The organism is Pinirhizobacter sp., from assembly GCF_035317885.1.
Classification (GTDB): domain Bacteria; phylum Pseudomonadota; class Gammaproteobacteria; order Xanthomonadales; family Rhodanobacteraceae; genus Pinirhizobacter.
The window spans coordinates 1-8,407 of sequence record NZ_DATHFX010000137.1 but is presented as its reverse complement, the minus strand read 5'-3'; the positions used below and the strand labels follow the sequence as shown (position 1 = coordinate 8,407).

Annotated in this window: 8 protein-coding genes and 1 pseudogene; 5 read left to right on the top strand and 4 right to left on the bottom strand. The window is 64.7% G+C overall.

All coding sequences use genetic code 11. The features are described from left to right. Positions 1 to 243: pseudogene (locus VK519_RS04300) on the top strand (phosphomannomutase/phosphoglucomutase); the annotation flags it as partial. A gap of 5 nt (positions 244 to 248) precedes the next feature. On the opposite strand, the gene VK519_RS04295 reads toward VK519_RS04300, so the two are convergent. Then, on the bottom strand, positions 249 to 902 hold the full coding sequence (locus VK519_RS04295; RefSeq protein WP_324347902.1) for a DUF4124 domain-containing protein: 654 nt from the start codon (positions 900 to 902) through the stop codon (positions 249 to 251). Between the two features lie 39 nt (positions 903 to 941). After that, positions 942 to 1,586 (bottom strand): orotate phosphoribosyltransferase, encoded by a 645-nt coding sequence (gene pyrE / locus VK519_RS04290; RefSeq protein WP_324347901.1) that lies wholly within the window; start codon positions 1,584 to 1,586, stop codon positions 942 to 944. 101 nt (positions 1,587 to 1,687) lie between these two features. Between pyrE and VK519_RS04285 the strand changes: the two genes are divergently transcribed. The 3 genes from VK519_RS04285 to VK519_RS04275 all read left to right on the top strand — a co-directional run bounded on the left by VK519_RS04285 (position 1,688) and on the right by VK519_RS04275 (position 4,158). Further along, positions 1,688 to 2,461, top strand: a complete 774-nt coding sequence (locus VK519_RS04285) for an exodeoxyribonuclease III (protein ID WP_324347900.1) — start codon at positions 1,688 to 1,690, stop codon at positions 2,459 to 2,461. Continuing rightward, a complete protein-coding gene (locus tag VK519_RS04280; protein WP_414692695.1) occupies positions 2,458 to 3,759 on the top strand; it encodes an AmpG family muropeptide MFS transporter in 1,302 nt (433 codons plus the stop codon). Before VK519_RS04285 ends, VK519_RS04280 begins: the two co-directional genes overlap by 4 nt. An 84-nt stretch (positions 3,760 to 3,843) precedes the next feature. Then, positions 3,844 to 4,158, top strand: a complete 315-nt coding sequence (locus VK519_RS04275; protein WP_324347899.1) for a ribbon-helix-helix domain-containing protein — start codon at positions 3,844 to 3,846, stop codon at positions 4,156 to 4,158. On the opposite strand, the gene VK519_RS04270 is transcribed toward VK519_RS04275, so the two are convergent. Next, positions 4,159 to 5,274, bottom strand: a complete 1,116-nt coding sequence (locus VK519_RS04270; RefSeq protein WP_324347898.1) for an anhydro-N-acetylmuramic acid kinase — start codon at positions 5,272 to 5,274, stop codon at positions 4,159 to 4,161. It lies immediately after the preceding gene. Between the two features lie 10 nt (positions 5,275 to 5,284). Then, complete coding sequence (locus VK519_RS04265; protein ID WP_324347897.1) at positions 5,285 to 6,733, bottom strand: OapA family protein; 1,449 nt, start codon at positions 6,731 to 6,733, stop codon at positions 5,285 to 5,287. Between the two features lie 165 nt (positions 6,734 to 6,898). On the opposite strand from VK519_RS04265, the gene tyrS reads away from it, so the two are divergent. Beyond that, entirely contained in the window at positions 6,899 to 8,110 is a 1,212-nt protein-coding gene (gene tyrS / locus VK519_RS04260; protein WP_324347896.1) for a tyrosine--tRNA ligase, read from the top strand. The last annotated feature ends 297 nt before the right edge of the window (positions 8,111 to 8,407 follow it).

Genomic DNA, 8,407 nt, shown 5'->3' with positions numbered 1-8,407 from the left:
CACCACCGATTCGTCGAAGCCTTCCGCGAGAAGGCCGACTTCGGGCCCGATGCGCGCCTGACTACCATCGATGGCGTGCGCGTCGACTGGAGCGACGGCTGGGGCCTGGTGCGGGCATCCAACACCACGCCGGTGCTGGTGCTGCGCTTCGACGCGGACAACGCCGAGGCGCTCGAGCGTATCCAGGCGGTGTTCCGCAAGGAGCTGCGGAAGGTTGATTCGAAGCTGGCGCTGCCGTTCTAGGCGGCCTATTGCCCGGCCGGGTTCTGTTCCTGCTGGGCCTTGCGCAGTTCGCGGTAGTGGCGCACCTGGCCTTCCATCTTCAGCTGGGCGTTGGCGCGGTTGGCTTGCTGGCGCTCAAGCGTGCTGCGGATGGCTGACACCATCGTGCGCTGTTCGGCGATGCGATCGTTCAGGGCCTTCGGCACCGGCTGGTTGGCGCGTTCCAGGTCGCCTGCGCGCTGCAGGAGGTCGGTCAGGGCCTTTTCCTGGCTGGAAAGATTGCCCTGCGTGGTGTGGATGGTCTGGTCGAGCGAATCCATTTCCGCCTGCTTGGCCTGGGTGAACGTGGCTTCATCGGGGTAGGCCGCGAGCATCTGCACATCCGCCTGCCGCTGGGCCCGGGCATTGGTATCCTGCACCGCCTTGGCATCGGCCGCGCGCTTGGCGGCGGCAAGTTCCTCGGGGGTGAGCTGGCGGTCGACATGCTGCACCACCATGCCGGCATCGTTCACCACTTCGTAGCCGTATTTCATGGCATCGGTGGTGAGCGTGTCGCTGTAGTGGGCCAGGCCGGCGCCGTCCTTCCACTTGAAGCGGAACGAGGGGCCCTTCTGGGCAAATGCCAGCGTGGTCGCCGCGCAAAGCGCGAGCGACAGGGCAAGACGAAACGATCGGTGCATGAATTCCCTCCTGCGGGCGAGTATAGCCGCCCGAAAGCGTCACACCACCCCGTATTGCCTGCGGTATTCCTCCAGCGCCGAACGGTGGGCGGCGAGCTCCGGCCGCTCGGAGGCCAGGGCCATGACGTCGGCGAGGCTGGCGATGGCGATCACCGGGATGCCGTGGTCGGCGGCCACTTCCTGCGCCGCGGAGCGTTCGCCCTTGCCGCGCTCCTGGCGATCCATGGCGATCAACACGCCGGCCGGGGTGGCGCCCTGGTCTCGGATCAGGTCCAGCGATTCACGCACGGCGGTGCCGGCGGTCATCACGTCGTCCACGATCAACACCCGGCCCTCGAGCTTCGCCCCCACCAGCAGGCCACCTTCGCCGTGGTCCTTGGCTTCCTTGCGGTTATAAGCCCAGGGCAAATCGCGGTCGTGATCGAGGGCAAGCGCCATGGCGGTGGCCGCGGCCAGCGCAATGCCCTTGTAGGCCGGGCCGAACAACATGTCGAAGCCGACCCCGGCGCGCAGCGCCGCCGCCGCATAGGCCGATCCCAGGCGGGCGAGGGCAGCGCCTGAATCGATGCGTCCCATGTTGAAGAAATACGGGCTGATGCGCCCGGACTTCAGCTCGAAGCGACCAAAGCGCAGCACCTCGCGCTCGAGGGTGAGGTCGAGGAAATCGCGCTGGTAGGCTTCCATTTCGGTTCTCGCATGCGGCAAAGAACCCCATGCTATCGCGGGGCCTGAGGTCCCGGCCAGCCGATTGCTATGATGGGCGCAGGTCACCACGGATCAGTCCATTGCGCATCATTTCCCTGAACGCCAACGGCATCCGCTCGGCCGCCACCAAGGGCGTGTTCGACTGGTTGCGTACACAGAATGCCGATGTCGTCTGCCTGCAGGAGACCAAGGCCCAGGAAGCCCAGCTCTCCGATCCGATGTTCCGTCCCGACGGGCACCACAGCTTCTACCACGACGCCCGCAGCAAGAAGGGCTACAGCGGCGTGGCCATTTATTCCAAGCGCGAGCCCGACGCGGTACTTACCAGCCTGGGGCGGGAAGACTTCGATTGCGAAGGGCGCTACATCGAGACGCGCTACGGCAACCTGAGCGTGGTGTCGTTCTATATCCCGTCCGGTAGCTCCGGCGACCTGCGCCAGGGCTACAAGTTCGGCGTGATGGAATGGCTGCTGCCGATCCTGGACGAATGGCTGGCTTCCGGCCGCGATTACGTGCTGTGCGGCGACTGGAACATCGTGCATACGAAGAACGACATCAAGAACTGGAGTTCGAACCAGAAGAACTCAGGCTGCCTGCCCGAGGAACGTGCATGGCTCGATACCCTGTTCCAGGGCCGGGGCTGGGTCGATAGCTTCCGTGCACTCAAGCCCGACGCCGTGGAATACACCTGGTGGTCCAACCGCGGCGCGGCCCGGGCCAACAACGTGGGGTGGCGCATCGACTACCAGGTGGTGACGCCCTCGCTGCGCGCCGCCTTGCGCGATTGCTCGATCTACCGCGACCAGCGATTCTCCGACCACGCGCCCTACATCGTGGACTACAACGTAAAGTGACCACCCGCGGTTACAAGGGCCTTGCCGGCATTCGCGAGGCCTTCGCCCAGCCGGGCGCGATCACCATGCTGTTCTTTGGCTTTGCCTCGGGCATTCCGTTTTTGCTGGTGGGAAACAGCCTGTCGGCGTGGCTGAAGGAATCGCGCATCGACTACGGTGCGATCGGCCTGGCGAGCTTCGTCACCTTTACCTATAACTTCAAGTTCCTCTGGGCGCCGCTGGTGGACCGCCTGCGCCTGCCGCTGTTCTGCCGGTTGGGCCAGAGGCGCGGATGGCTGTTGTTCGCGCTGGTGTTGCTGGCCGGCGGTTTCATCGGCATGGCCTGCATGCCGCCGGACATGTCGCTGCCGCGCTTCATGGCGGTCACCCTGCTTGCGGCCTTCGCCGGCGCCACCATCGACACCGTGGTCGATGCCTACCGCGTGGAGATCGCCCCGCGCGAGGCGCAAGGCGCGCTGGCCGCCACCTACACGCTGGGTTATCGCGGCGGCCTGATTGCCGGTGGCGCGGGCATCCTGTTGCTGGCCGACAACGTTGGCTGGCAGATGGGCTATGCCGTGATCGCGCTGGTGTTGCTGGTGCCATTGGTGACGGTCCTGGTGGTGCCCGAGCCTGAACATCGCGTGCGCGAACGACAGGACATCGCCACCGCGGTGCGCGAGGGTTTCATCGGGCCCTTCCGGGATTTTTTCCGGCGCTACGGCCTGGGCCTGGCCTTCTGCCTGCTGGTGTTCGTCGGCCTGTTCCGGCTGCCGGACCAGATGCTGGGCGTGATGGCGTATCCGTTCTACCTGGATGCCGGCTTCACCAAGACACAGATCGCCGAGGTGTCGAAGGTCTATGGCGTGATCGTCGGCATTGTCGGCGCGCTCCTGGGCGGCTATGCGGTGACGCGCATGGACATCCGCAAGCTGCTGGTGGTCGCGGCGATCGGCGTATCGGTGTCGAACCTGCTTTACCTGCTGATGGCGTCGTTCCCGGGCCAGACCTGGAGTTTCGTGGCCACGCTGTCGGGCGATAATTTCGCGCAGGGTTTTGCCGGGCCGGTGCTCGTGGCTTTCATGTCGGGGCTGGTCAACCGCAGCTTCACCGCAACGCAGTACGCCTTGCTCAGTTCACTTGCCAACCTTCCTGGAAAGGTGGTCGGCGGTTTTTCCGGGTTCCTGGTCCGCGATTCAGGCTATCCGGCGTTGTTCATCCTCAGCACCGTGTCGATCGTGCCGACCTTGCTCGTGCTGGCGTGGCTGTGGAAACGACTGCCGGGGCTTGCCGTCGTTGATGAGCCCTCCCCTTCCTGACCGGGGTTTCCGGGCGGTTGGACAAGGGGGCGGTTCTTGACGCAGAATCGGGGTCACAGGGGGCATGGGCCGGAGAAACCGCACGTGCCGGATATCGTAGTAAGACATATCGACGACGCCACCGCCGAGCGGATCAAATCGCTTGCGCGCGAGCGTCGCTGGTCGATCAACGAAGTGATCCTGCATGCCCTCCGCTATGGCCTGGGCATGAGTCCGGGTGACACCTTCAACGACATGCTGGTCGTCCCCGGTGACATCGCCCGGTTGGCCGGTACGTGGGATGCCAGCGAGCAAGCCGCCTTCGACGAAGCCCTGTGTGCCCTGGCCGCAGCCTCCCGCGAAGAGCTCTGCCGTGCAGCCATGCAGGACGAAAGGAAAGTCGCCGCCGGCGGCGGTTGATCAGTCGCGCGGTGCCCGGTGCAGCGCGCCCAGTACCCGTGGGCCGCGGGCCCCTGTCACTGCGGGCAGGTTCCCCGGCAACTTCAGTTCATAACGGCGCGCGAGCCAGGCGAAGGCCATGGCTTCGACGAAATCCGGATCGATCCCTGCCTCGCCGCTGCTGGCGACCTTCCGCGTGGGCATCAGCTGCGCCAGGCGCTGCATCAGCACCTCGTTGTGGACACCGCCGCCGCAGGCGGTTACCTGGCTTGCCGCCGGCGCATCGCGGCCGATGGCCTGGGCGATGCTGCGCGCGGTGAGTTCGAGCAGTGTGGCTTGCACGTCCGCCGCGGCCTGGGCGCCAAGCTGCGGATCGAGCCACGCCAGGTGGAAGTACTCCCGCCCTGTGCTTTTTGGCGCGGGAAGGTCGAAGTATGGGTCGCTCAGTAGCCGGGCCAGCAGGGCATCGTCCACCTTGCCGCTGGCGGCAAAAGCACCGCCGGCATCGTAGGCGCCGCCATGGTGGCGCCGGAACCAGGCGTCCATCAGCGCACTGGCAGGGCCGGTGTCGAAGCCGACGACGCTTCCATCGGGACCCAGCACGGTGATGTTGGCGATGCCGCCCAGGTTCAACACCACGTGGGTTTCGCCGGGTTTGCCCAGCACGACCGCATGCAGCGCCGGCACCAATGGCGCGCCCTGGCCGCCGGCGGCGACGTCGGCGCGGCGGAAATCGGCCACCGTGTCGATACCGGTGTGGGCGGCTATCACCGTGGGGTCGCCCAGTTGCAGGGTGAACGGGTAGTCCCCGCCGGGGCGGTGGCGCAATGTCTGGCCGTGCGAACCGATGGCCTTCACTTGCGACGCATGGGTGCCCGAGGCTGCCAGCACAGCGTTCGCTGCATCAGCGAAGCAATGGCCGATGGCGACGTCCAGCCGGCCGAAGGCATCCAGGTCAAGGTGTTTCTCGCCCTGGGAGAGCGCCAGCACGCTTGCACGAACATCCTCGGGCCAGGGATGGGTGATGCCATGCACCAGTGACGGCGCATCGCCGTCGAAGGCAACCAGCGCGGCATCGATGCCATCGGCGCTGGTGCCGGAGATCAGGCCAAGGTAGAGCTCGCCGGCACCGCCCAAGATAAATCCCTTATTCGACGCTGCCGCGGGCGCCGGTGTGCGCGGCGCTGGCCATCTTCACGTTGTTGGTGATCGCGTTGATGCGGGCCAGTTGCGGGGCCACCACTTCACTGCGGAACTTCGCCAGCTGCGCGCCCGGCAGTGGCTCGGGCTTGGGCAGGGTGACCGTTTGCGGGTCGCGCTGCACGTTGTTGACGCGGAATTCGTAATGAAGGTGCGGGCCGGTGGCAAGGCCGGTCATGCCGACGAAGCCGATCGTGCTGCCCTGCTGCACGTGCTGTCCCACCTTGATGCTGGCGATGCGCGACATGTGGCCGTAAGCGGTGCTGATGGTGCCGTTGTGCTGGATCACCACGAAGTTGCCGTAGCCATTCATCCACCCCTTGAACTTCACCACGCCATCGCCGGCGGCGTGGATCGGCGTGCCGGTGGGGGCTGCGTAGTCCACGCCCTTGTGCGCGCGCATGGTGCCCAGGATCGGATGCAGGCGGCCAGCGCTGAACTGCGAGGAGATGCGGGTGAAGTCCACCGGGATGCGCAGGAACGAGCCCTGCAGCGGGCGGCCTTCCTGGCTGTAGTAACCGAACTTGCCGTCACTGTTGCGGAAGCGGTACGCGGTGTAGTGCTTGCCCTGGTTGATGAACTCCGCGGCGACGATGTCGCCTTCGCGCAGGTACCCGCCATCGCGGTACACGTCGTCGTAGATCACCGTGAAGCTGTCGCCCACGCGCAGGTCCTGCACGAAGTCGATGTCGTATTTGAAGACCTCGGCGAGCTTCAGGATCATCGCGTTGCTCATGCCGGCCTTGGCGCCGGCACCGAACAGGGAACCATCGATATCGCCGTGGGCGATGTGCTCGCGTGTTTCCACCGCGCGCGCATCGGCGGTAAGCACCGGCTTGTCGCCATCAAGGCGCAAGGTGGCGCGGCTGTTTTCATCCTGGTCGAAGCGGATGCCGGTGAGCTTGTCGTGATCGTCGATCAGGAACTGGAATTCCTGGCCCACGCTGATGTGGTGCAGTGCGCGGGAATTATCCGATGCATCCATCACATGCTGCAGGTCGGTGAGGGTAAGCCCCTGCGACTGGAAAATATCCGAAAGCGTCTGGCCCGGTTGTACTTGTACGCTTCGCCATTCCTCGCTCAGGGCTTTGGGCGGCGCCGGCGTGTCGATGGCGGTCGGGAGCCTGAGCGGAAGCAGTGCATGTACCGCCGGCACGGGATTGATGCGCATGGCACCGGCCCAGGCCGGAATGACCAATCCTGAAAGCACCACCACCAGCAAGGCCAGGGCGCCGAGGATCCAGCGTTCGCGATGCCATTTCAGCGGCTGGTGCGAGGCGTCGCGATTGAACGTCCAATGCGCGCAACGATCGTAGAAATGGGAGTGCCGACGCTGCGCCTTACGGCGGATCGCTTGGCGGCGCACTGCGTGCGCGATCCGTTTCGTTTCGGCCATGCCCCGGAATTCCGCTGCAACAAGATTGTCGCGTACCATAACGGCCTTGTGAGAAGCGCGTCAACGCCTTTTCGATCAAGCATTTGCAACGCTTTTTTGGTTAACATCCACTTAACCGGACGTTCACTTGGGTGACGGCCGCCGTTCGAAAATTTGAGGAAGAAGATGAACGAGATCGACCAGGCGCTGGCCGCCATCGGCCGCGGTGCCGCCGACATCATCAAGCGCGAAGAGCTCGAGGCGAGGCTGAAGACCGGCCGCCCGCTGCGCGTGAAGGCCGGCTTCGATCCCACGGCGCCCGATTTGCACCTGGGTCATACCGTGCTGCTGAACAAGATGCGGCAGTTCCAGGACCTGGGGCACCAGGTGATTTTCCTGATCGGCGACTTCACCGGCATGATTGGCGATCCGACGGGAAAGAACGTCACCCGCAAGCCGCTTACCCGCGAAGACGTGCTGGCCAATGCCGACACCTACGCCGAGCAGGTGTACAAGGTGCTCGATCGCCAGCGCACCGAGCTTCGCTTCAATTCCGAGTGGTTCGGCAAGATGGACGCGGCCGACCTGATCCGGTTGTCATCGCAGCTCACCGTCGCACGCATGCTCGAGCGCGACGACTTCGCCAAGCGCTATGCGGCGCAACAGCCCATCGCTATCCATGAATTCCTGTACCCGTTGGTGCAGGGATACGACTCCGTCGCCCTGAAGGCCGATGTGGAGCTTGGCGGTACCGACCAGACCTTCAACCTGCTGATGGGCCGCGGCCTGCAGGAACACTACGGCCAGCCGCCGCAGGTCGTGCTTACGATGCCGCTGCTTGAAGGCATCGATGGCGTGCAGAAGATGTCCAAGTCGCTGGGCAACTACATCGGCATCAATGAGCCTGCCATCGACATCGTCACCAAGACGCTGAAGATCGACGATGACATCCTGTGGCGCTGGTTTGAGCTGCTGAGCTTCGAAACCAGCCTAAACGATATCGCCGTGATGAAGGCGGACATCGCCAGCGGCGCACTGAACCCGCGCGATGCCAAGCTCAGGCTGGCGCGCGAGCTCGCCGCCCGTTTCCACGACACGGCCGCCGCCGACCAGGCCATCGCCGGCTGGCACGCCGTGGTGCGCGGGGAGGGCGATACCTCACTGCTGCCGTTGTCGGACATCGTGGTGCCCGCCGAAGGACTTCGCCTGGGCGCCTTGCTCACTGCCGCCGGCCTCACCGCCAGCAACTCCGAAGCGGGCCGCAAATTGAAGGAACGCGCGGTGCGCATCGACGCCGAAGTGGTCGAAGACGCGCAGCGCGTTTTCGAGCCCGGCTTCGAGGGGGTCCTGCAGGTAGGCAAACGCAACTTTGCCCGGGTTCGGCTGGTCGTGCCCTGAAAATAAATTCCGTTGTGCGTCAGTGGATTGGCGCACAACGTGAAATTTCTTCGCAACAACCGCTTGCCAAAAACTTCACGTTTCGTATTATTCGCGGCCCGCAGTCGCCCAACGTCGCAAGACGGACCGCCGGGACCCCTTCGAGAATGTGAAATGGGGTGTTGACGGACTCTGAAAGCGATGTAGAATGGGCGGCTCACCTCGGACGAAACGTCCTTGGGAACCGGTTGAAAAGACCGGTTCGGCGAAACGATCTTTGACAGTGTGCGCAGGTGAATTGTGTGGGCGTCTTGCCTG

Coding starts and splice junctions, on each gene's coding strand:
- pyrE (WP_324347901.1), bottom strand. CDS start 1,586: ATGGAAGCCTACCAGCGCGATTTCCTCGACCTCACCCTCGAGCGCGAG.
- VK519_RS04295 (WP_324347902.1), bottom strand. CDS start 902: ATGCACCGATCGTTTCGTCTTGCCCTGTCGCTCGCGCTTTGCGCGGCG.
- VK519_RS04265 (WP_324347897.1), bottom strand. CDS start 6,733: ATGGCCGAAACGAAACGGATCGCGCACGCAGTGCGCCGCCAAGCGATC.
- tyrS (WP_324347896.1), top strand. CDS start 6,899: ATGAACGAGATCGACCAGGCGCTGGCCGCCATCGGCCGCGGTGCCGCC.